At 74.2% G+C, this 21,384-nt stretch carries 16 protein-coding genes and 1 pseudogene; 14 read left to right on the top strand and 3 right to left on the bottom strand.

The genetic code is table 11. The features are described from left to right. Positions 1-159: 159 nt before the first annotated feature. A complete protein-coding gene (locus ABD363_RS22850) occupies positions 160-2,499 on the bottom strand; it encodes a bifunctional SulP family inorganic anion transporter/carbonic anhydrase (protein WP_344606556.1) in 2,340 nt (779 codons plus the stop codon). Positions 2,500-2,890: 391 nt separating this feature from the next. On the opposite strand from ABD363_RS22850, the gene ABD363_RS22845 reads away from it, so the two are divergent. Both ABD363_RS22845 and ABD363_RS22840 read left to right on the top strand, forming a co-directional pair. Further along, positions 2,891-4,165, top strand: coding sequence for a polysaccharide deacetylase family protein (locus ABD363_RS22845; protein ID WP_344606554.1), 1,275 nt, complete (start codon positions 2,891-2,893; stop codon positions 4,163-4,165). Between the two features lie 511 nt (positions 4,166-4,676). Continuing rightward, positions 4,677-5,540 carry a Fic family protein gene (locus ABD363_RS22840; protein ID WP_344606552.1) on the top strand — a complete coding sequence of 288 codons (864 nt, stop codon included), beginning with the start codon at positions 4,677-4,679 and terminating at the stop codon, positions 5,538-5,540. Between the two features lie 418 nt (positions 5,541-5,958). Here ABD363_RS22840 and ABD363_RS22835 read toward each other — a convergent pair whose 3' ends face one another. Beyond that, positions 5,959-6,792, bottom strand: coding sequence for an HAD family hydrolase (locus tag ABD363_RS22835; RefSeq protein ID WP_344606550.1), 834 nt, complete (start codon positions 6,790-6,792; stop codon positions 5,959-5,961). A 558-nt stretch (positions 6,793-7,350) separates the two neighbouring features. On the opposite strand from ABD363_RS22835, the gene ssd reads away from it, so the two are divergent. From ssd to ABD363_RS22800, 7 genes and pseudogenes are all read left to right on the top strand, one after another. Then, complete coding sequence (ssd, locus tag ABD363_RS22830; protein WP_344606548.1) at positions 7,351-8,478, top strand: septum site-determining protein Ssd; 1,128 nt, start codon at positions 7,351-7,353, stop codon at positions 8,476-8,478. Further along, the gene (locus ABD363_RS22825) at positions 8,475-9,683 is read left to right on the top strand and encodes a TadA family conjugal transfer-associated ATPase (RefSeq protein WP_344606546.1); all 1,209 of its coding nucleotides are present in this window, start codon (positions 8,475-8,477) and stop codon (positions 9,681-9,683) included. Before ssd ends, ABD363_RS22825 begins: the two co-directional genes overlap by 4 nt. Beyond that, positions 9,667-10,539: a type II secretion system F family protein gene (locus ABD363_RS22820; protein ID WP_344606544.1), complete on the top strand. Its 873-nt coding sequence runs from the start codon at positions 9,667-9,669 to the stop codon at positions 10,537-10,539. Before ABD363_RS22825 ends, ABD363_RS22820 begins: the two co-directional genes overlap by 17 nt. After that, a complete protein-coding gene (locus tag ABD363_RS22815; RefSeq protein ID WP_344606542.1) occupies positions 10,536-11,318 on the top strand; it encodes a type II secretion system F family protein in 783 nt (260 codons plus the stop codon). The genes ABD363_RS22820 and ABD363_RS22815 overlap by 4 nt, the downstream gene beginning before the upstream one ends. Positions 11,319-11,417: 99 nt before the next feature. Further along, positions 11,418-11,627, top strand: a complete 210-nt coding sequence (locus tag ABD363_RS22810; protein ID WP_344606540.1) for a DUF4244 domain-containing protein — start codon at positions 11,418-11,420, stop codon at positions 11,625-11,627. After that, on the top strand, positions 11,614-12,000 hold the full coding sequence (locus tag ABD363_RS22805; protein ID WP_344606538.1) for a TadE family type IV pilus minor pilin: 387 nt from the start codon (positions 11,614-11,616) through the stop codon (positions 11,998-12,000). Before ABD363_RS22810 ends, ABD363_RS22805 begins: the two co-directional genes overlap by 14 nt. Beyond that, a pseudogene (locus tag ABD363_RS22800) lies at positions 11,997-12,353 on the top strand (Rv3654c family TadE-like protein); the annotation flags it as partial. The gene ABD363_RS22805 and the pseudogene ABD363_RS22800, both read left to right, overlap by 4 nt. A 22-nt stretch (positions 12,354-12,375) precedes the next feature. On the opposite strand, the gene ABD363_RS22795 reads toward ABD363_RS22800, so the two are convergent. Next, positions 12,376-15,075: a DEAD/DEAH box helicase gene (locus ABD363_RS22795; protein ID WP_344606536.1), complete on the bottom strand. Its 2,700-nt coding sequence runs from the start codon at positions 15,073-15,075 to the stop codon at positions 12,376-12,378. Between the two features lie 81 nt (positions 15,076-15,156). Between ABD363_RS22795 and bldG the strand changes: the two genes are divergently transcribed. From bldG to ABD363_RS22770, 5 genes are all read left to right on the top strand, one after another. Further along, positions 15,157-15,498 carry an anti-sigma factor antagonist BldG gene (gene bldG / locus ABD363_RS22790; RefSeq protein WP_010986038.1) on the top strand — a complete coding sequence of 114 codons (342 nt, stop codon included), beginning with the start codon at positions 15,157-15,159 and terminating at the stop codon, positions 15,496-15,498. Between the two features lie 109 nt (positions 15,499-15,607). After that, the gene (locus ABD363_RS22785) at positions 15,608-16,039 is read left to right on the top strand and encodes an ATP-binding protein (protein WP_344606533.1); all 432 of its coding nucleotides are present in this window, start codon (positions 15,608-15,610) and stop codon (positions 16,037-16,039) included. Between the two features lie 321 nt (positions 16,040-16,360). Next, positions 16,361-18,766: a sodium-translocating pyrophosphatase gene (locus tag ABD363_RS22780; protein ID WP_344606531.1), complete on the top strand. Its 2,406-nt coding sequence runs from the start codon at positions 16,361-16,363 to the stop codon at positions 18,764-18,766. 204 nt (positions 18,767-18,970) lie between these two features. After that, on the top strand, positions 18,971-19,570 hold the full coding sequence (locus ABD363_RS22775; protein ID WP_344606529.1) for a small secreted protein: 600 nt from the start codon (positions 18,971-18,973) through the stop codon (positions 19,568-19,570). Positions 19,571-19,607: 37 nt separating this feature from the next. Continuing rightward, positions 19,608-21,131, top strand: coding sequence for a DUF7059 domain-containing protein (locus tag ABD363_RS22770; protein WP_344606527.1), 1,524 nt, complete (start codon positions 19,608-19,610; stop codon positions 21,129-21,131). Positions 21,132-21,384 lie beyond the last annotated feature (253 nt).

The raw sequence follows: 21,384 nt of genomic DNA, 5'->3' as shown, positions 1-21,384 counted from the left end.
GTCCGTGTCGGTATTCGGCTTCGCGGGTGCGTTTCGGTCGTGTCGGCCCGTGCCGGTCCGTGCAGGTCGGCGGCTCGGTCCTCGCGTCGGCCGGTGTCCGCGGCGCGGGGCTCCGCCCACCGGGCGGAGCCCCGCACCGCGTCCGTCGCCGCGTCCTCCTCACGCGGGCCGGCCGACCTCCCGTACGTGGTCGAAGACCCGGTCGCCGTCGGCCCCGGTGAGCAGGTAGGCCTGGGCCTCGCCCACGTGGAAGTACATGCCGTGCAGCTCCAGCTCGCCCTCCCGCAGGGCCCGGGCCACCGAGTCGTGGGCGCGCAGGTGCTCCAGCTGCTGGACCACGTTGGTCAGGCAGAGCTGCTCGACCGCGTCGGCGGGTTCGCGCCCGGCCAGCCGGGCCCAGGGGCGGTCGCCGTCGGCCATGCGCTCCAGGCTCGGCAGCCCGTGCCGCAGCCACCGCTTGAGCGGTGTCCGGGCGCCCCCGGGCTCGGAGTCGAGCAGTGCCTGCATGGCTCCGCAGCCGGAGTGCCCGCAGACCGTGATGGACCGCACCTTCAGCACGTCCACCGCGTACTCGATCGCGGCGGCCACCGAGTCGTCGCCGCTCTCCTCGCCGGGCAGCGGCACGAGGTTGCCCACGTTGCGGACCACGAACAGGTCGCCCGGACCGCTGGAGGTGATCATCGAGGTCACCAGGCGCGAGTCCGCGCAGGTGAGGAACAGCTGCGAGGGCCGCTGCCCTTCCCGGGCGAGCCGGGCCAGCTCACCGCGCACCAGCGGCGCGGTGTTGCGCTGGAACGCGCTGATGCCCCGTGCCAGTTCATGACCGCTCGGCGCGTCGGCGGTGCTCCCGGATCCGTCCTGGGGCGGGATGGACCGGGGGCGTTCGCACTGGTGGTTGCGCCAGGGCGTCCAGGGGCGGCAGCGGCAGCCGGGCGAGTCGTCCGGTTCGGCGATGCGCGTGCCGGGGCGGCGGCCGGTGATCTCGACGGTGCCGCCGTGCGCGGTGTGCGTGTTCTGCCAGTCCTGCAGGGTTTCGAACGCCGCGTGGTCCATGAACGACCCGTCCAACTCGACGACGGCGTCGGCCCCGTGGGGCACGAGGTGCAGGGCCCGGCTGAGCCGCGGCACCGCGAGGAACGTCAACTGCCCCCGGACCTGGACGTGGTGGACTCCCTCCCGCTCCTCGTGGGTGATGCGGGTGCGGGTCAGGCGGTGCAGGGCGACGCCGACGGCCACGGCGATGCCCAGGGCCACGCCCTCCAGGACGCCGAACGTCACGACGCCGAGGACGGTGGCCGCGTACACCAGCACCTCGCGGTGGCGGGTCACCGTGCGGATGTGGTTCAGGGACACCATCTGGATGCCGACGGCCATCACCAGGGCGGCGAGCGAGGCGAGCGGGATGAGCTCCAGGACCGGGACCATCAGCAGCGTGGCGACCACCACGAGAGCGCCGTGCAGCATCGTGGAGTTCCGGCTCACGGCACCCGCGTTCACGTTCGCGGTGCTGCGCACGGCCACACCGGCCACGGGCAGTCCGCCGAGCGCGCCGGAGGTGATGTTGGCGGCGCCCTGCCCGAGCAGTTCGCGGTCCAGGTCGGCGCGGCCGACGCGGACGGGCGGGCCCGGCCGGGCCGCCACCAGCTTGTCCACGGCGACCGCGCCGAGCAGCGACTGCACGCTGCACACCAGCGTGGTGGTGAGCACGGCGGCGACCAGGCCGAGCACCGGGCCCTCGGGCAGCGCGGCCAGGGCGTGGCTGCTCCAGCTCGGCAGGTCCACCTCGGGCAGGCGGAGCCCGGCGAGCGCGGCGGCCGCGGTGGCGCCGGCGACGGCGACGAGCGCGGCCGGCACCTTGCGCAGCAGCCGGCCGGCCCGGCCGGGCAGCCGTGGCCAGAGCAGCAGCAGGGCCAGGGTCAGCGCGCTCACCGACACCGAGGCGGGACGCAGGTCCGCCAACTGGGCGGGCAGCGCGCGGAGGTTGTCCAGGACCGCGCTCTGCGGGGTGCCGCCGAGGACGATGTGCAACTGGGCGACGGCGATGGTGACGCCGATGCCGGCGAGCATGCCGTGCACGATGGCCGGGCTGACGGCGAGCGCGCTGCGCGCCACGCGCAGGCAGCCCAGGCCGAGTTGGGCGAGGCCGGCGAGGACGGTGATGGCGCAGGTGGTACGCCACCCGTAGCGGTGGATGAGGTCGGCGGTGACCACCGTGAGCCCGGCGGCGGGACCGCTGACCTGGAGCGGGCAGCCGCCCAGCCGTCCGACGACGATGCCGCCCACCGCGGCGGCGACGAGGCCGGCCTGGAGGGGCGCGCCGGTGGCGAGGGCGATGCCGAGGGACAGGGGAAGCGCGATCAGGAAGACCGCGATCGAGGCCGAGACGTCGGCGCCCGCGATGCGGAAGCGGCGGGGCCGGGACGGTGGCGGGCTGTGGGATCGGTGGGCGCGGTCGGGTCCGGTCGGGTCGACGGCGCGAGTGGGGACGCAGGCTGACATTTTTCCCGTCTCCTCCGGGGCTACGCGGTCGCGGAACAGGTGGTCTCCCGCATGGGGCGGGAAGGGTCGCGGCCGTGGGTCACGGCGTGCAGCGGCGGGATGAATCAACGCTCAGTAAATGGATCGTAATGCTGAGTAAAGGAAGGGAATAGACAATCCAGGCGAATGGAGCAATTAATCACCCCGGCGAGTGAAGTAGCTCTTTGATCGGCTTGTCGTACTAACTCCTTCTCGGTCCCGTGCGACCTTGGCGGCGCTGACGGCGGGCCCGGCATCGCGCCGGATGCCGCCCTCGTCCGCGCCGGTCCGGGAGAAGCCCCGGAGCAGCCCGGGACCTGTCCCGGGAGGCAGCCCGGGACAAGTCCGAGAGAAGGAAGTAGGTGGGCGGAGCATGACCGCCACCCGGAGGATCGCCGCGGGCGCCCTGATCGCCGCGGTCTGCGCCGCACCGCTCGCCGGCTGCGCGGCCGGCGGCGAGGAGGCACCCGGCCCGCGGAGGACGAAGCCGGTCCCGGCGCCGGACAGAGCGGTCCGGCTGATCGGCGACGGCTCCACCGCGTACACCGGAGCACAACCGCACCTGCCCAGGCCCGAACGTCTCGGGCCCGGTCGGAGGCCGCCGCAGTTCGTGGTGTTCTCCTGGGACGGCGCGGGCGAGGACGGCCAGCGGCTGTTCTCCCGCTTCCGCAGGGTGGCCCGGGACAACGACGCGACGATGACGTACTTCCTCAGCGGCGTGTACCTGCTGCCGAAGGAGAAACGGCACCTGTACCGGCCGCCGCGGCACGCACCCGGCAGCTCCGACATCGGCTTCAACGACCGGCGGGGCATCGCCGACACCGTGCGGCAGCTGCGCCTGGCCTGGCTGGAGGGCAACGAGATCGGCACCCACTTCAACGGCCACTTCTGCGGCAGCGACGGCGGCGTCGGCGAGTGGTCGGTGGCGGACTGGAAGGACGAGATCGCCCAGGCCAAGCGGTTCGTGCGGACCTGGAGGACCAACACCGGCCTGACGCGGACGGCCCCGCTGCCCTTCGACTACGACAAGGAACTCGTCGGCGCCCGCACCCCCTGCCTGGAGGGCCGCGAGAACTTCCTGAAGGCCGCCCGCCGGCTGGGCTTCCGCTACGACACCAGCGGCATCGGCCGGCAGGTCTGGCCCAGGAAGGAACAGGGCCTGTGGGACCTGCCGCTGCAGCTCGTGCCGTTCCCCGGCCACTCGTACGAGCAGCTCGCCATGGACTACAACTTCATGGTCAACCAGTCGGGCACCACCCAGGGCGACCCCGCCAGGCACGACATGTGGGGCGACCAGATGCGCGACGGCCTGCTCAGGGGCTTCCGCCGGGCCTACGACGGCAACCGCGCGCCGCTGATCATCGGCAACCACTTCGAGTCCTGGAACGGCGGCACCTACATGCGCGCCGTCGAGGAGGTCGTCGAGGAGGTGTGCACCAAGCCGGAGGTCCGCTGCGTGTCCTTCCGGCAGCTCACGGACTGGCTGGACGCCCAGGATCCCGAGACGCTGCGCAAGCTGCGCACCCTGCGGGTCGGTGAGGCCCCCCGGCGGGGCTGGGCGTCCTTCCTGGCGGCCCGGCCCGCCCCGGCCCCGAAGGGCGCGCCCGGGGCGCCGGCGGCCGGGCGGGAGCCCGCGCCCCGGACGTGAGGCCGCGCCGGGCGACGCGGGGCGGACACGGGCCCCGCGGGTGACGGGGGCCGCGCCGGGTGACGCGGGCCCCGTCGCCCGGACGCCGGCGCCGCGCAGGGGCCGGTGCCGCCCGGGAACCGGTGCCACGCGGGTGTGACGACGCCCTCGCCGAGGACGAGCCCGGGGCCGGTCCGCGCCGCCGGGACGGCCCCGGCGCGCTCGTCGCCCCGGGTCCGGGCGTTCTCCAGGCGGAGGTGGGCCGTCCGGTGCGCGCAGCGCTCCCGGTCCCGCGCTTCGCACGGGGCGCCGGCGGCCGCGGGACGGCGGACGGACAAGGACGACAGGCGAGGACCGGTGAGGGCCGGTGAGGGCCGGTGAGGGCCGGGGCGTCCTGCCGCTGCCGCCTTTCCCGGCGGAAGCAGGTCCCGTCTTCGCCGACCGCGGCGAGAAGGCGGCCGCGCGTCGCGGCCGAGGTGAAGAAGGCCACTTCTTCGAGGGGCGGACCACCGAAGTGCGTAGGGTCGTACTCATGAGTACGACAGGTGCGGCCGCCGATCCTCCCCCGAGCTCCCGGACGAGTCCGAGCGAGGGGGACCCCCTTGCGGCGCTGGGCGCACTGCCCGGCGTGGCCGAGTCCGTGGAGTCCGTGCGCAAGGCCGTGGACCGGGTCTACGGGCACCGGATCATGCGGCGCCGCAGCAACGAGATCACCTCCGAGGCGGCGCTGCGCGGCGCCCGCGGTTCGGCGGCGCTGTCCGGCGCGGACTGGGCCCTGGAGGAGGTGCGCCGGCGCACCGACTTCAGCGGTGACGGCGAGGCGCGCACGATGGGCGCGGCCCTGCGGCTGACCGCCGAGGCGGGGCAGCTGCTGTCCGTCTGGCGGCAGTCCCCCCTGCGGGTGCTGGCCCGGCTGCACCTGGTGGCCGCCGCGGACAAGGCCGACCACGTCGGGCGGCCCCGCCGGGAGGGCGAGCCGGTCGACGAGCCGCTGATCGGGCTGCCGCTGCCGGACGCGGCGGAGATGCACGGCCGGCTGGAGGGCCTGGCCGAGCTGATCATCGCGGGCGGTTCGGCTCCCGCCCTGGTCACGGCCGCCGTGGTGCACGGCGAACTGCTGGCGCTGCGTCCCTTCGCCTCTCACAACGGCCTCGTGGCGCGCGCGGCCGAGCGCATCGTCCTGGTCGGCAGCGGTCTGGACCCGAAGTCGGTCTGCCCGGCCGAGGTCGGCCACGCCGAACTGGGCCGGGAGGCCTACCTGACGGCGCTCGACGGCTACGTCTCCGGCACCCCGGAGGGCGTGGCGGCCTGGATCGCCCACTGCGGCAGGGCGGTCGGACTGGGCGCGCGCGAGTCGACGGCGGTGTGCGAGGCACTGCAGCGCGGAGCCGCGTGACCCGCCCCGGGCGGGGCGGCGGAACGGCGGCGGAACAGGGAGGAGGCCCCCGGCGGGGGCCTCGCAGGGTTGCGGCGGTACGAGTACTCGTACCGCCGCTGGCATGATCACCGGGTTACCAGGCGTCCTCGATATGTCGCCCATCAGGTCGGGAACGTTGCCCGTCACCTGGTGCGGCTGGCCCGTAATCGACGGGTCGACGTCGCGTGGGTGCCCGGTGTTCATGCTCGGTCCGTGGGGCCAAATGCGGTTTTAAGGTGATCCTTTCGGATGTCCTTGGTCTCGCGGGCCGTTGAGTCCTTTGTACTCCAGGACCGCGGTAAGCGGAAGTGCTGACCGTAGTTCTTTACTTTTAGGTGCGAAAGGGTGGTAAACGGGCGCCTAAATGTTGAAGGACGATATTTCGGCGGCCGGTGGGTCAGGCCGCCGATGCCCGGCGCCGGCTGGCGTACCAGACGAGACCCGCGGTGGCCGCCGCGGCGCCTATCGCGGCGGCCGCGACAAGTGCCGGACGGGGCGGTACGGAGAACGCGGGCAGCCGCTGCTTGAGCCGCACCGGGCGGTGGAAGTCGAGGATCGGCCACCCGCGCGCGAGCGCCTCCCGGCGCAGCGCACGGTCCGGGTTCACGGCGTGGGGGTGGCCGACCGACTCCAGCATCGGCAGGTCGGTCACCGAGTCGCTGTAGGCGTAGCAGCGGGAGAGGTCGTACCCCTCCGAGGCGGCCAGTTCCCTGACCGCCTCGGCTTTCGTGGGGCCGTACGCGTAGTACTCCACCTCCCCGGTGAAGCAGCCGTCGTCGCCCACGACCATGCGGGTCGCCACCACCCGGTCCGCGCCGAGCAGTTCGCCGATCGGCTCCACGACCTCGGCGCCCGAGGTGGAGACGATCACGACGTCGCGGCCGGCGGTGTGGTGCTCCTCGATCAGGGAGGCGGCCTCGTCGTAGATGATCGGGTCGATCAGGTCGTGCAGCGTCTCGGCGACGAGCTCCTTGACCTGCTGGACGTTCCAGCCGCGGCACAGCGCGGACAGGTACGCGCGCATGCGCTCCATCTGGTCGTGGTCGGCGCCGCCGGCGAGGAAGACGAACTGGGCGTACGCGGTCCGCAGGACGGCCCGGCGGTTGATCAGTCCGCCTTGGTAGAACGACTTGCTGAACGTGAGTGTGCTCGACTTCGCAATGACCGTCTTGTCCAGATCGAAGAAGGCCGCTGCACGGGGGAGGGAGTGGTTTTCCACGCCCCTGAGCATAGGGGCAGCCCATTCGGCGTAAGGTGGGGCGCGTGGGTTTGCCTGAGAAGGCTCTCGGGTACACCATGGAAGTCACGGATCGTTCGCGACCGTGCTAACCCGGTCCGACTCCTCCCCCCCCGAGTCGGCCGTGGAGACGACCCCCGCTCTCCCCCCCGGCGGGGGTCGTCGCATGTCCGGGTGGGTTTTTCCTCTTCTGGGCGGCCGGGCCGCCGGGCCGGAGCGTCGGCGGCCATCCGGCGATCACGCTCATGATCCGTCACTGTGCGTAGTCGTCGGGCTGCTCTGCGGAAGGTGCGCGAGCGGTGGTGCGGTCATCACCGGTAAGGGTGACGGCGATATTCACAACCACCGAGTTGTCCACGGTTATCAACCAAGATCCACACGATTTCCCGGATCGCCGCACCGTGTTTCCGACGCGTTCCGGCCGCACCGAGTTCACGGCCGGTTCCGTTTGTCGGGCGCGCAAGGCCGGTTCCTGCCGGCCGCTCATACGGAGACCGGTCGCCGGCTCTCCACGCGTCCGGAAACCGCGAGGCCGCAGGGGCCGCGCGGGAGATGCAGCGAAGGGGGATCACCACCGTGACCGGAGCCGTCACACACCATCCGCCGCCCACCGCCGGAGGGCGGCGGAGCGGACCGCTGATCGTCACCGAGGACGCCGGACTCCTCGACGACCTGCTGCGCCTGTGCGCGGCGGCCGGCGCCACACCCGAGGTGCACCACGGCGTGCCCGAAGGGCGCGGCGGCTGGGAGGCCGCACCGCTCGTCCTGGTCGGCGACGACGCCGCGCGGCGGGTGCGCGGGGCCGCGCGCAGACGCGGAGTGGTACTGGTCGGGCGCGACCAGGACGACCCGGGGGTGTGGCGGCGGGCCGTCGAGATCGGCGCCGACCACGTCCTGATGCTGCCCGACGGCGAACAGTGGCTCGTCGACCGCATCGCCGACGTCACCGAGGGAACGGGCCGGCCCGCACTCACCGTCGGCGTCATCGGCGGCCGGGGCGGCTCCGGCGCGTCCACGCTGGCCTGCGCGCTCGCCGTCACCTCGGCGCGCCAGGGCCTGCGCACCCTGCTGGTGGACGCCGACCCGCTGGGCGGCGGACTCGACGTGCTCCTCGGCGGCGAGACGGCCGAGGGACTGCGCTGGCCGGCGTTCGCCGCCTCCCGCGGACGGGTCGGCGGCGGGGCCTTGGAGGAGTCGCTGCCCGAGCTGCACTCGCTGCGGCTGCTCAGCTGGGACCGCGGCGACCGCGTCGCCGTTCCGCCGCAGGCCGTGCGGGCGGTGCTCGCCGCGGCCCGGCGCCGGGGCGGCGCGGTCGTCGTCGACCTGCCGCGCCGTGTCGACGACGGCGTCGCGGAGGTGCTCGCCCAGCTCGACCTCGGGCTCCTCGTGGTCCCCGGCGAACTGCGCGCCGTCGCGGCGGCCGGACGTGTGGCCTCGGCCGTCGGCATGGTCCTGCGCGACCTGCGGGTGGCGGTGCGCGGCCCGTACGCGCCCGGGCTCGACGACCGTGAGGTGGCCCGGCTGCTCGGACTGCCCCTGGCCGGCGAGGTCCCCGTCGAGGCCGCCCTGCCGCGCGCGAACGGGAACGGGCAGCCTCCCGCCGCGACCGGCCGCGGACCACTCGCGCGCTTCTGCCGGGAGTTCTGGGAGCGGGCACTGCTGGAAGCGGGGACCGCATGAGGACGCCGGCCGGGCCCGACCGGTCGGACGGTGCCGCGCTGCTGGACGGCGTGCGGCAGTGGCTCGCCGAGAGCGGGGCGGAACCGACGCCCGCGCGTGTGGCACAGGCCCTGCGGGAGCGGGGGCGGGTGCTCGGTGACGCGGAGGTCCTCCGCACGGCCGAGCGGTTGCGGTCCGAACTCGTCGGCAGCGGGCCCCTGGAACCCCTGCTCGCCGACCCGTCGGTGACCGACGTGCTGGTGTCCGCCCCGGACCGGGTCTGGGTGGACCGGGGCGGTGGCCTGGAGCTGACGGACGTCTCGTTCCCGGACGCGGCGGCCGTGCGGCGCCTCGCGCAGCGTCTCGCCGCCGTGGCCGGACGCCGGCTCGACGACGCCCGGCCCTGGGCCGACGCCCGGCTGCCCGACGGAACCCGACTGCACGCGGTGCTGCCCCCGGTCGCCGTCGGCTGCACCTGCCTGTCCCTGCGCGTCGTACGGCCGCGCGCGTTCACGCTCGACGAACTGGTGGCCGAGGGCACGGTGCCGCCGGGCGGGGACCGCGTGCTGCGGGCTTTGGTGGAGGCGCGGCTGTCCTTCCTCGTCAGCGGGGGCACCGGCAGTGGCAAGACGACCCTGCTGAGCGCGCTGCTGGGACTGGTCGGGCCGCGCGAGCGGATCGTGCTCGCCGAGGACTCGGCCGAACTGCGGCCGGACCACCCGCACGTCGTACGGCTGGAGACCAGACCCGCCAACCAGGAGGGGGCGGGTCTGGTCGCCCTGGAGGACCTGGTGCGGCAGGCGCTGCGGATGCGGCCGGACCGGCTGGTCGTCGGCGAGGTGCGGGGCGCGGAGGTGGTGCACCTGCTGGCCGCGCTGAACACCGGTCACGGCGGTTGCGGGACCGTGCACGCCAACGCCGCCGCGGACGTGCCGGCCCGGCTGGAGGCGCTCGGCACGGCCGCCGGGCTCGACCGGGCCGCCCTGCACAGCCAGGTGGCGGCCGCGCTGTCGGTGGTCCTGCACCTCGTGCGCGACCGGACCGGGCGGCGGCGGATCGCCGAGGTGCACGTGCTGGAGCGGGATGCGACGGGACTGGTGCGGACGGTGCCGGCGCTGCGATGGGGCGCGGAGGCGTTCGCGTACGAGCGGGGGTGGGAGCGGCTGCGCGGGCTGCTCGGCACCGAGTGCTTCGAGGGGAGGCGCGGGGATGAACGGGATCGGTGAGCTGTCGATGGGCGCGGCCGTGGCGTGCCTGGGCGCCGCGGTGTGCCTGACGGGCGGGTGGCGCTCCGGGGAGCGGCGGGCGCGGTTGCTGCTCGCGGGCGGGGCGGCGGCGGGCACCGGGTCTCCCGCATGGCGGCGGGCGACCGGCGGCACGCGGCGGATCCGCGGGCGGCTGCGGGCCGAGTGGTGGGCGCTGGTGGCCGGGCTGGTGCTGTCGGTGCTGGGAGCCTCGGCGCTGCCCGCCGTCGCGGGGGCGGTGGGAGTGCCGGTGCTGCGGCGGATGCGGCTGGCCGGCCGTGCGCGGCGGGCGCGGGACCGGCGGGCGGACGCGGTGATCGCGCTGTGCGGGGCGCTCGCCGGGGAGGTGCGCGCGGGCCGGCAGCCGGGTGAGGCCCTGCTGCGGGCCGCGCGTGACTCCGGCGGGCTCGGCGACGCGCAGGCGGCCGTACTGGCGGCGGCCCGGTTCGGCGGGGACGTGCCGGGCGCGCTCACGGCGGCGGCCCGGCAGCCGGGCGCCGACGGGCTGCTGGGCCTCGCGGCGTGCTGGCGAGTGGCCGTGGACCAGGGCGCGGGCCTCGCGGCCGGACTCGACCGGCTGGACGGGGCGCTGCGCGCCGAGCGGGACCAGCGCGCGGACCTGCGCGCCCAGCTGGCGGGCGCCCGCTCCACCGCGGTGATGCTCGCCGCCCTGCCGACCCTGGGGCTCCTGATCGGCACCGGCCTCGGCGCCGACCCGCTGTACGTCCTCCTGCACACCGGACCGGGGCTGGGCTGTCTGCTGGCCGGGGGCCTGCTGGAGGCCGTGGGGATGTGGTGGGTGGCCCGGATCGTGCGCGGGGCGGAGGCGGCGGCATGAGCGGGGACGCCGTCCACCGGCTGGGGGCGGCCGTCGGGACGCTGCTGGTGCTGGCGCACTGGCTGAGCGCCGTCCGCGGCGAGCGGAGGATGCGGCGGCGGCTGGCCGGACTGGCCGCCGCCGAGCCGGCCGGGACCGCCCCGCGCACCGGGCTGGGGAGCGCCGCGCGCAGGTGGCTGCCCCTGGCGGGGACGGCGTGCGCCGGATGGGCCCTGGTCGGAGGCGTCGCCGGTGCCGTGCTGGGGCTGGCCGCCGCGGCCGGGCTGTGGCGGTGGCGCCTGCGGCGGACGGACGCGGGCCCCGATGGCCCGGAGCGGATCGATCCCGTGGCGGCGGCCCGGCAGCTTCCCCTCGCCGCCGACCTGGTGGCGGCCTGTGTCGCCGCGGGCGCCGGTCCGGTGGCCGCGGCCCAGGCCGTGGGCGACGCCCTGGGCGGGCCCGTCGGGGACGCGCTGGCGCGCGGCGCGGCCGAGGTACGGCTCGGCGGCGAACCGGCCGGGGCCTGGCGGAGGCTGGCCGCGGCACCGGGTGCCGAAGCGCTGGCGCGGCTGCTGGAACGGGCCGACGTGTCCGGCCTCCCCGCGGCCGGGCCGGTCGCGCGACTGGCCGCGGAGGCCCGCGCCGGCCGGGCGCGCGCCGCGACGGCACGGGCACGCCGGGCGGCCGTCATGGTCACCGCACCGGTGGGGCTGTGCTTCCTGCCCGCGTTCATCGCGGTCGGCGTCCTGCCCGTGGTGATCGGGCTGGCGCGCGGGGCGCTGGGAGGGGGTGGTGGATGACGAGCGCCGGCAGCACTGACCGATCCGGCAGCACTGAACGGCCCGACAGGGCTGGATCATCCGAATTGTTCGCAGGAACCGTTTTCCACGGGGGTTGAGATGTACAAGGCGGTACAGGTATGGCTGCGCGTCCTGGTGCGCAGGGTGCGTGCGGCGCGGAGGGACGCGGGAATGGTCACCTCCGAGTACGCGATGGGGATCGTCGCGGCGGTGGCGTTCGCGGTGGTGCTCTACAAGGTGGTGACGAGCGGGGCGGTCGCCGCCCAGTTGCAGGGCATCGTGGAGCAGGCCCTCGATGCGCGGATGTGAGCGGGGGACGGACCGGGGATTCGTGACGGCGGAGTCCGCCGTGGCACTGCCCGTGCTGGTGGCGTTCGCGATGGCGCTGGTGTGGGGGCTGCTGGTCGTGGCCGCGCAGATCCAGTGCGTGGACGCGGCGCGGACCGGTGCCCGGGCGGCGGCCCGCCAGGACCCGGTCGACGCGGTCGTCGAGGTGGCCCGCGCGGCGGCACCGCGCGGCGCGGAGGTCACGGTCAGCCGGGAGGCGGACCGGGTCCGCGTGGTGGTCGTCGCGAAGCCGGCGGCGCTGCGCGGCCTTCCCTTCGAGGTACGGGAGGAGGCCGTCGCGTCGGTGGAGGAGGCCGTGGCGCCGGCGGAGGGGACGACGGGGGCGGGGACGTGACGGGCGGACCGGCCGGCGACGGCCCCTCGGACCGGGGCTCGGCCACCGTGTGGAGCGTGTGCGCGATCTCCGTTCTGTGCGTGGTCTTCGGCGCCGTTCTCGCCCTGGGGCAGGCCGTCGTGGCCCGGCACCGCGCGGCCGGCGGCGCCGACCTCGCGGCGCTCGCGGCGGCGGACCACTGGGCCGACGGCACCACGGCCGCCTGCGCCCGGGCGGACCGGGTGGCCCGGGCCCAGGGCGCACGGCTCGTACGGTGCGCGCTCACCGGGGAGATCTCGGACGTGACGGCGGCCTCGGGACGGGGGCCGTTCGCGGCGGAGGTCAGGGCGCGGGCGGGCCCCGCGGAGGCTGCGGGGACTGCGGGGACTGCGGGCGCTATGGGGACTGCGGAAACTGCGGGGGCTCCTGGGGACAGGAGTCGTTCCAGGCAGGTTCCGCAGTCCCCTCCCGGGAAGTCACCGGCTCCCCGGAGCGCGCCGGCTCCTCAGGGAGCGGCGGTCCCTGAGCAGCCCCCGCCGGCGATCCCGGGGAAGACGTCGTCGGCCGCGCAGCCCCCGCCGGCCGCTCCGGGGAAGGCGCCGCCGCCCCCGGCACGGCTCCGGTCCGCCGCTCCCCGTCCGCCTTCTCCGCAGGCGCCCCCCGCAGCAGCACCGTGAGCAGGCGCACGGCCCCCCGCTTGTGCAGCGGTTCGTTGCCGTTGCCGCACTTGGGGGACTGGATGCAGGACGGGCACCCGGCGTCGCACTCGCAGGAGGCGATGGCCTCGCGGGTGGCGGTGAGCCAGGCGCGGGCCGTGTGGAAGGCGCGCTCCGCGAAGCCCGCGCCGCCGGGATGGCCGTCGTAGACGAAGACCGTCGGGAGCAGCGTGTCGGGGTGCAGCGGGACCGACACGCCGCCGATGTCCCAGCGGTCGCAGGTCGCGAACAGGGGCAGCATGCCGATCGACGCGTGCTCGGCGGCGTGCAGGGCGCCGCCGAGGATCTCCGGGCCGATCCGGGCGGCGTCCAGCTGGTCCTCGGTGACCGTCCACCACACGGCACGCGTGCGCAGCGTACGAGGAGGCAGGTCGAGCTTCGTCTCGCCGAGCACCTCACCGGTGACGACACGCCGGCGCAGGAAGGAGACCACCTGGTTGGTGACCTCGACGGAGCCGTAGCACAGGCGCCCGTCGCCCCACGGGATCTCGGTGTCGGTCTCGAGGACGGAGATCGACGTCGTGTCGCGGGCGACCGTCGAGTACGGCGGGCCGGCCTCCTCGACCAGGGCGACCGAGTCCTCCAGGTCGAGCGAGCGCACCAGGTACGTACGGCCCTGGTGGAGGTGGACCGCGCCCTCGTGGACGGTCGTGTGCGCGGCGTCGGCGTCGACCGTGCCGAGCAGCCGCCCCGTCCCGGCCTCGACGATCTGCACCGGCCGCCCGCCCGCCCCGCGGATGTCGGTCAGGTCGGCGGCCCGCTCCCGGCGCGTCCAGTGCCAGGCCTTCGTCCGGCGGCGCAGCAGCTTCGCGGCCTCCAGCTGGGGCAGCAGGTCCGCGCACGCGGGCCCGAACAGGTCGAGGTCCTCATCGGTCAGCGGCAGTTCCGCGGCGGCCGCGCACAGATGCGGGGCCAGCACGTACGGGTTGTCGGGGTCCAGCACCGTCGACTCCACCGGCCGGTCGAACAGCGCCTCCGGATGGTGGACGAGGAAGGTGTCCAGCGGGTCGTCGCGGGCCACCAGGACGGCCAGCGCCCCCTGCCCGGACCGTCCGGCCCGGCCCGCCTGCTGCCACAGGGACGCCCGGGTGCCCGGGTAACCGGCGATGACGACCGCGTCCAGGCCGGAGACGTCGACGCCGAGCTCCAGGGCGTTCGTGGCGGCCAGGCCCAGCAGCTCGCCGGAGTGCAGGGCGCGTTCCAGGGCGCGGCGCTCCTCGGGCAGGTAGCCGCCGCGGTACGCCGCGACCCGCCGGGCCAGCGACCGGTCGACCTCGGCGAGGCGTTCTTGGGCGATGACGGAGATCAGCTCGGCGCCGCGCCGGGACCGTACGAAGGCCACCGAGCGCACGCCCTGCACGGTGAGGTCGGTGAGCAGGTCGGCGGCCTCGGCGGTGGCCGTACGGCGGACGGGCGCGCCCCTCTCGCCCCGCATCTCGGTCAGCGGGGGCTCCCAGAGGGCGAACACCAGTTCACCGCGGGGGGAGGCGTCGTCGGCGACCTCCACCACCGGCAGACCGGTCAGCCGCCGGGCGGCCACCGCCGGCTCGGCGGCGGTGGCCGAGGCCAGCAGGAACACGGGGGAGGCGCCGTAGCGGGCGCACAGGCGCCGCAGCCGGCGCAGCACCTGGGCGACGTGCGAGCCGAAGACCCCGCGGTAGGTGTGGCACTCGTCGACGACGACGTACTTCAGCGCCTTCAGGAAGGAGGCCCAGCGGGGATGCGACGGCAGGATGCCGCGGTGCAGCATGTCCGGGTTGGTCAGCACGTAGGTGGCGTACTGGCGGATCCACTCGCGTTCCTCGAACGGGGTGTCGCCGTCGTACACCGCGGTCCGCACGGCGGTGCCCAGCGGACGGGAGAGCTCCCTCACCGACCGGCACTGGTCCGCCGCGAGGGCCTTGGTGGGGGCCAGGTACAGGGCGGTGGCGCCGCGGCCGTTCGGGGCCTCGGCGCCGTCCAGCAGCGTCGACAGCACCGGGACCAGGTAGGCCAGGGACTTGCCGGAGGCCGTGCCCGTCGCCACGACCACCGACTCGCCGTCCAGGGCGTACTCGGCCACCCGCGCCTGGTGCGCCCACGGGTGCTCGATGCCGGCTTCCCGCACGGCCGCGACGACCTCGGCGCGAATCCGGTCGGGCCAGACGGCATGGCGGCCCGCGCGTGGGGGCAAGTGCTCCGTATGAGTGATGCGCGCAGCCCTGCTCGGCCCCGCGGCGAGCCGGTCCAGGACCGTGCCCGGCGCGAGCTGGGGGGCGGGGTCCGTCGAGGTTCGATCGGATCGGTGATTCTCGGCCATCGGCACCGAGTGTGTCACTGGCGTGACGGACAATGGGCCCAAGGCGTCGTGCACGCCTGCCGGTAAGTGATTGAATGCCATCGCGGCTGGCGAACCGTCCCGGGGGCTTCAAGCCGAGGTGCCCGAGGGGCGACCGCTCGATAGCAAGGTGCTGGAGGATCCGTGGACCTGTCCCTGTCGACCCGTACCGTCGGCGATCGTACGGTCGTCGAGGTCGGTGGCGAAATCGACGTATATACCGCGCCCAAGCTGCGCGAGCAGCTGGTCGAGCTGGTGAACGACGGGAATTTCCACCTCGTCGTCGACATGGAGGGCGTGGACTTCCTCGACTCCACCGGGCTCGGCGTGCTGGTCGGCGGTCTGAAGCGAGTGCGTGCCCACGAGGGCTCGCTGCGCCTGGTCTGCAACCAGGAGCGCATTCTCAAGATCTTCCGCATCACCGGCCTCACCAAGGTGTTCCCGATCCACACCTCGGTCGAGGAAGCGGTGGCGGCCACCGACTGAACCACCGGCCCGGGCCATGTGCCCGGGCCGCCATGTCGCATCGCAGGGGGGTCCGGGCTCTCGGCTGCCCGGGACCTCGACAGCACGCCCGTAGCTCCGAGGGGGATGCATGGCCACCGTCGAACTCCGCTTCAGCGCGCTGCCCGAGCACGTCAGGACCGCCCGTCTGGTGGCGGCCGCGGTGGCACGCAGGGCCGGGGTGGACGAGGCCGTTCTCGACGAGGTCAGGCTGGCCGTCGGCGAGGCCTGCACCAGGGCCGTCGGGCTGCACCGGAACAGCGGTGTCACCGCGCCGGTGAAGGTGCTGCTGATCGAGGAGGAGAAGCAGTTCTCCATCGAGGTCGGCGACGAGGCTCCGCACTCGGTCCCCGCCGGCGACGCCCCAGGAGCCGCAGGCGACGACGGGGAGACCGAGGAGGACGAGATGGGTCTCGCGGTCATCAGCGGGCTCGTCGACGACGTCGAGGTCACGACCGGGGCCCATGGCGGGCAGATCCGGATGACCTGGTCGACGACACCCCCGTCGGCTCCGCTGCCCTGACCCGCCCCCTCGCACAGCGACCTCCTTCTCGAAGGGCCCTACCTCGTAGGGCCCTTCGTCGTGTGCGGAACACGAGGTCCGCGCATACAGTGTTTCCAGCGACACTTTGCGTGAATCAATTCACGACCGGTCGCGCGCCGAACCGGATCACATGCCCATGCTTCCAGGGCATTACCGTTCTCGGGTTCCGTGGCCGCCCGGAGATCGTTCGCCGAGGAGTGTCCGAAGGCCAATTCCATGTACCGCGCCCCGTTTCGATCGGGTTCCGGTACCTACAATCCGTCCACATCTTGAGCTCGGCCCAAGCGTCAAGGAGGACGAATGGCGGGGCTTTCCACCTCCCATCAGCTGGGTGATCCCTCGACTTTCGCGGCCGCGGTGCTGACGGACGGCAACCGCGTCCTGGTGGCGGTCGTCGCGGCCGTGGCGCTGGCGGCGCTGGTGGTCGCGGGCGTCTTGGTGCGCCAAGTCCTCGCGGCGGGCGAGGGGACCGACAGCATGAAGAAGATCGCGGCGGCGGTCCAGGAAGGCGCGAACGCCTATCTGGCCCGGCAATTGCGCACGCTCGGCGTATTCGCCGTGATTGTTTTCTTCCTGCTCCTGCTGCTGCCCGCGGACGACTGGAATCAGCGTGCCGGACGATCGGTGTTCTTCCTGATCGGCGCGGCATTTTCGGCAGCCACCGGTTATATCGGCATGTGGCTCGCCGTACGCAGCAATGTCCGTGTCGCCGCGGCGGCCCGGGAAGCGACACCGGCGAAGGGCGAGCCGGAAAAGGACCTCACCCTCGTCTCGCACAAGGCGATGAAGATCGCATTTCGCACGGGCGGTGTCGTCGGCATGTTCACGGTGGGGCTCGGCCTGCTGGGCGCCGCCTGCGTGGTGCTGGTGTACGCGGCCGACGCGCCGAAGGTGCTGGAGGGCTTCGGCCTCGGCGCGGCGCTGATCGCGATGTTCATGAGGGTCGGCGGCGGCATCTTCACCAAGGCCGCCGACGTCGGCGCCGACCTGGTCGGCAAGGTCGAGCAGGGCATCCCGGAGGACGATCCGCGCAATGCCGCGACCATCGCCGACAACGTGGGCGACAACGTCGGCGACTGCGCGGGCATGGCGGCCGACCTGTTCGAGTCGTACGCCGTGACCCTGGTCGCCGCGCTGATCCTCGGCAAGGCGGCCTTCGGCGACGCGGGGCTCGCCTTCCCGCTGCTGGTGCCCGCGATCGGCGTGATCACCGCGATGATCGGCATCTTCGCGGTGGCGCCGCGGCGGGCCGACCGCAGCGGCATGAGCGCGATCAACCGCGGCTTCTTCGTCTCGGCGGTGATCTCGCTCGTGCTGGTGGCCGTGGCCGCCTTCGTCTATCTGCCTGGAAGGTACTCCGACCTCGACGGCGTCACCGACACCGCGATCAGCGGCAGGGACGGCGACCCGCGGATCCTCGCGCTCGTCGCGGTGGCCGTCGGCATCGGGCTCGCCGCCCTGATCCAGCAGCTGACCGGCTACTTCACCGAGACCGGCCGCCGGCCGGTGCGGGACATCGGCCGGACCTCGCTGACCGGCCCCGCCACCGTCGTCCTCGCCGGCATCTCCGTCGGGCTCGAATCGGCCGTCTACACCGCCCTGTTGATCGGCCTCGGCGTGTACGGGGCCTTCCTGCTCGGCGGCGCGTCGATCATGCTGGCGCTGTTCGCGGTGGCGCTGGCCGGCACCGGCCTGCTCACCACGGTCGGCGTGATCGTCGCGATGGACACCTTCGGGCCGGTCTCCGACAACGCGCAGGGCATCGCCGAGATGTCCGGCGACGTCGAGGGCGCCGGCGCGCAGGTGCTCACCGACCTCGACGCGGTCGGCAACACCACCAAGGCCATCACCAAGGGCATCGCGATCGCCACCGCCGTGCTCGCGGCGGCGGCGCTGTTCGGCTCGTACCGCGACGCGATCGTCACCGGCGCGCGGGACGTGGGCGAGCAGCTCAGCGGACCCGGTGCGCCGATGAGCCTGATCATGGACATCTCGCAGCCCAACAACCTCGTCGGCCTCGTCGCGGGCGCGGCGGTGGTCTTCCTCTTCTCGGGGCTGGCGATCAACGCCGTGTCGCGGTCGGCGGGGTCGGTGGTCTTCGAGGTGCGGCGGCAGTTCCGCGACAGGCCCGGGATCATGGACCACAGCGAGAAGCCGGAGTACGGCAAGGTCGTCGACATCTGCACCAGGGACGCCCTGCGCGAACTCGCCACGCCCGGCCTGCTCGCCGTGCTGGCGCCCGTCTTCGTCGGGTTCACGCTCGGCGTCGGCGCGCTCGGCGCCTTCCTGGCCGGCGCGATCGGCGCGGGCACGCTGATGGCGGTGTTCCTCGCCAACTCCGGTGGCGCCTGGGACAACGCCAAGAAACTCGTCGAGGACGGCCACCACGGCGGCAAGGGCAGCGAGGCCCACGCGGCGACCGTCATCGGCGACACGGTCGGCGACCCCTTCAAGGACACCGCCGGTCCCGCGATCAACCCGCTGCTGAAGGTGATGAACCTGGTGGCGCTGCTGATCGCGCCCGCGGTGATCAGCTTCTCGTACGGCGCCGACCGGAACGTCGGGATGCGGGTGCTGATCGCGGTCCTCGCGCTCGCCGTGATCGTCGGCGCGGTGTACGTCTCCAAGCGGCGCGGCATCGCCATGGGTGACGAAGACGACGCCGGCCGGGAGACCAAGTCGGCCGACCCGGCGGTGGTTTCCTAGGTCCTCCCCCCGGTTCTCGGACGAGCCCCAGCTCAAGGCGCGGGCGGACGGCGCGTGTTGACGTGCCGTCCGCCCGCGCCGCGTCCGTGCGCGCCCGCGCCGTGAGCCTTCTCTCGCTTGACGCAAACGGCGCAATATATGTTTTAGCCGACCTTCGGCATGCGGCTGCCGCTCGTCCGGCGTGTATGTTCCGGGCCGAGAGCCATGGAAGGGACCAATCCGGTGAACAAGAAGCTCGCGGCCGCGCTGTCCGGCGGTGCGGTACTGGTACTGGCGCTGTCCGGGTGCAGTGAAGACGAGGGCAACGCGGAGCTGGACGCCTGGGCCAAGCAGATCTGCGACGTCGTGCCGGCGCAGAACGCGAAGATCGCGGCCGCCTACGAATCGATCACGAAGGCGGCCAAGGACAGCCCGCCGGAGAAGCTCCAGGAGACCGACTCCCAAGCCTTCCAGGACCTGGCGGACGGCTACCGGGCGCGCGCGGCGGTCATCCAGAAGGCCGGACCGCCCCCGGGCGTCGACGACGGCGAGCGGAAGCAGCAGGACGCCGTCAAGAAGCTCACCACCCTCTCCGCGTCGTACGCCGACCTCAAGAAGCAGGTGGACGCGCTCGACACGAAGGACCAGGCCGATTTCGCCTCCGGGCTGCAGGACGTCTCGGACCGGATGGAGGAAGTGGAGAAGCAGCGCCAGAGCGCGCTCGGCGCGCTGAAGGAGCTGGAGGCGGGCGACCCGAAGAAGGCGCTGGTCAAGCAGAAGGGCTGCCAGGCGGCGTCCGCCTCGCCGTCGTCCGCGGCGAGCTGAGCCGGAACGCCGCCGGGCGGGGGGACACAATGGGGGCGTGAGTAACGCCAGCCTCTCCCCCCTGCCCTCCGCCGGCCGCCCCGACGTCGCCGCCCGGCTCCGGGACGCCCTGCTCGCGGCCTCCTTCACCGCCGACGGCCTGCTCGACCTGCTCGGCGCCCCCGCGTACGCGGCGCTGGCGCGCGGCGAGACCGTGCCCGCGCTCCGGGCCACCCGCAGGGACACGCCGCTGGAGGCGCTCGTACGGCTGTTCCTGCTGCAGCAGCCCGTGCCGCACGCGCGCGTGGCGGACGTCCTGCCCGTGGCCGACTGCCTGGAGAGCGGGTGGCTGGTGCCCGCCGGCGAGGACGCGGTGACCGCGACCGTGGACGTGCGGCCGTACGGCGGGCCCGACGGCGAGGACTGGTTCATCGTGTCCGACCTGGGGTGCGCGGTCGGCGGCGCCGGCGGCATCGGCAGGCGGGACGAGGGCGTCGTCCTCGGCGTGGGCGGCGCGTCCACGACGCTGGCCGGCATCACCGTCCGCACGCCCGTCTCCTCCGCCCTCGACCTCGGCACCGGCTCGGGCATCCAGGCGCTGCACGCCGCCCGGCACGCCACGCGGGTGACGGCGACCGACGTGAACCCGCGCGCGCTGCATATCACCGCGCTCACCCTCGCGCTGTCCGGCGCCCCCGCCGCGGACCTGAGGGAGGGTTCGCTCTTCGAGCCGGTCCGGGACGACGAGACGTTCGACCTGATCGTCTCCAACCCGCCGTTCGTGATCTCCCCGGACGCCCGCCTCACCTACCGCGACGGCGGGATGGGCGGGGACGACCTGTGCCGCACGCTCGTCCAGCAGGCGGGGGAGCGGCTGAACGAGGGCGGGTTCGCCCAGTTCCTCGCCAACTGGCAGCACGTGGAGGGGGAGGAGTGGACCGAGCGGCTGCGCTCCTGGGTGCCGCGCGGCTGCGACGCCTGGATCGTGCAGCGCGAGGTGCAGGACGTCACGCAGTACGCGGAGCTGTGGCTCCGGGACGCGGGCGACCACCGCGGCGACGCGGCGGAGTACCGGGCGCGGTACGACGCGTGGCTCGACGAGTTCGAGGCGCGCAAGGTGCGGGCCGTGGGCTTCGGCTGGATCACCCTGCGCCGGACCGGCGCCGCCGAGCCCTCGGTCACGGTGGAGGAGTGGCCGCACCCGGTCGAACAACCGCTGGGGGAGACGGTCCGCGCGCACTTCGACCGCCTGGACTGGCTGCGGTCGCGCGACGACGCGGCCCTGCTCGCGGCGTACTTCGAGCTGGCCGGCGAGGTCGTCCAGGAGCAGGTCGGGCTGCCCGGCGCCGAGGACCCCGAGCACGTCGTGCTGCGGCAGAACCGCGGTATGCGCCGGGCCACCAGGGTCGACACCGTCGGCGCGGGCTTCGCCGGCGTCTGCGACGGGACGATGAGCGCGGGCCGCATCCTGGACGCCATCGCCCAGCTGGTCGGCGAGGACCCGGTACTGCTGCGCGACCGCGCGCCGGCCCAGATCCGGCTGCTGGTGGAGCAGGGGTTCCTCGAACCGGCCCGATCCTGATCGGGGCCGCGGGCGCTGACCGGACACCGGGGAGCGGCGGCGGGACCGGGAAACGACGGCGGGGTCCGAAGCGGCGCGACAGGACCCGAAGCGGCGCGACGGCACCCGAGGGTGCGCGACAGCACCCGAAGACACGCGACAGAACCCGAAGCACAGCGGCCAGGTCCGGAGAGAACAGGGGCGGGGCCCGAAGAGGAACAGAGGAATCCGAAGGACGGCGACGGGGTCCGCGGACACAGGACGGGAAGCGCGG

The sequence above is a fragment of the Streptomyces glaucus genome, from assembly GCF_039533365.1.
In the GTDB taxonomy this organism is placed as follows: domain Bacteria; phylum Actinomycetota; class Actinomycetes; order Streptomycetales; family Streptomycetaceae; genus Streptomyces; species Streptomyces glaucus.
The sequence above is the reverse complement of the archived record's forward strand: the minus strand, read 5'-3'. Positions and strand labels throughout refer to the sequence as shown.